Genomic DNA, 1,108 nt, shown 5'->3' with positions numbered 1-1,108 from the left:
CGCGAGCCCGTCGACCGCAGGCATCTCCCGCGCCACGATGAACGCGAAGGCTTCCTCCGCGAGCCGCGCCGCTGTGAAGATCGCTGTACGGTCGCCGCGCAGCACCCGCAGCCAGGCATCGATGTAGGCCGCGTGCCCCTCGACCGTGGCATCGACCAGTCCGCAGTGCCCCATCACGAACGCACTGCCGAGCTCGGCCACAAGTTCCTCGAAGGCATAGGCCGCGTCGCCGAAGCGGCGCCCGAAGCTGCGGTTCAGCCGCTCAGGATGGCCGGTCCAATGCACCAGCTCGTGCAGCGCCGTCGCACACTGCGCCTCGACACTCGTGAACTGCCACGGCCAAGGCAACCGGATTTCGTCGAGCGCGGGCAGGTACGCCGCCTGGTCGAAGCCGTGACGAATCGTCGCATTGCAGCCTCCCAGCAGCCGCATCGCCCGTTCCACCGGACCCTGCAAGCCCACCGGAGAAGCGATCCCCAGGTCCACCACCTCGAGCGGCAACCCGTCGATCTGCGCCACGTTGAACAGCCAGAACGGCCGGCACAGCAGCACGCCTGCGCGCGCACCGGAACTGGCTGCCATGGCCTCCTCATCCGTCCCGCCTTCCGAGAGAACCTCGTCGGCATCGTCGCGACATTCGCGCGCCCTGCGCTCGAAGTGCGCGCACAGCACGCCACGCTCGCCCTTGCGCACCTGGCCGCCGAGACCTTGCGCCTGCCGGTAGGTCAGCCACACGTTGGACGCATACCCCCCTTCGATCGCCGCGTCCCAGAGCAGCAGCACATTTGCACCGCGGTACGGTGCTCCCGTCTTGCCGTTGCGGGGCATCCCGCGCGACGCCGCCCGCGTCCAGCGTTCGCGGAACACGTGGACGCCCTGCGCCAGCATCGCGACGATCCGGTCCGTCACAGCCTGCCGCATGTCCATGCGGTCCCGCGCAGCAGCGCCAGAGGATTCGACGACATCCCCACCTGCTTTGGGAGAGTCCTCGGGGGGTACGGGGGGAACGCCCGTGGTTGTCGGATGGCCCGGACGATGCGGGCTGCCCGCATCGCGCGGGGTGGCGCTGGAAGTTGAATTCGCGTGCATGGCTTGGCCTTTCTGCGGC

Annotated in this window: 1 protein-coding gene; it reads right to left on the bottom strand. The window is 69.1% G+C overall.

What is annotated here, in order from left to right; translation table 11 throughout:
* Positions 1-927: ArdC family protein (locus ACSFA7_RS33575; RefSeq protein WP_435503362.1), on the bottom strand; the 927-nt coding region annotated here is incomplete at its 3' end.
* Between the last annotated feature and the right edge of the window lie 181 nt (positions 928-1,108).

It is taken from the genome of Variovorax trehalosi (assembly GCF_051216415.1).
Lineage (GTDB): Bacteria > Pseudomonadota > Gammaproteobacteria > Burkholderiales > Burkholderiaceae_C > Variovorax.
This window is presented reverse-complemented; position numbering and strand designations above follow the sequence as displayed.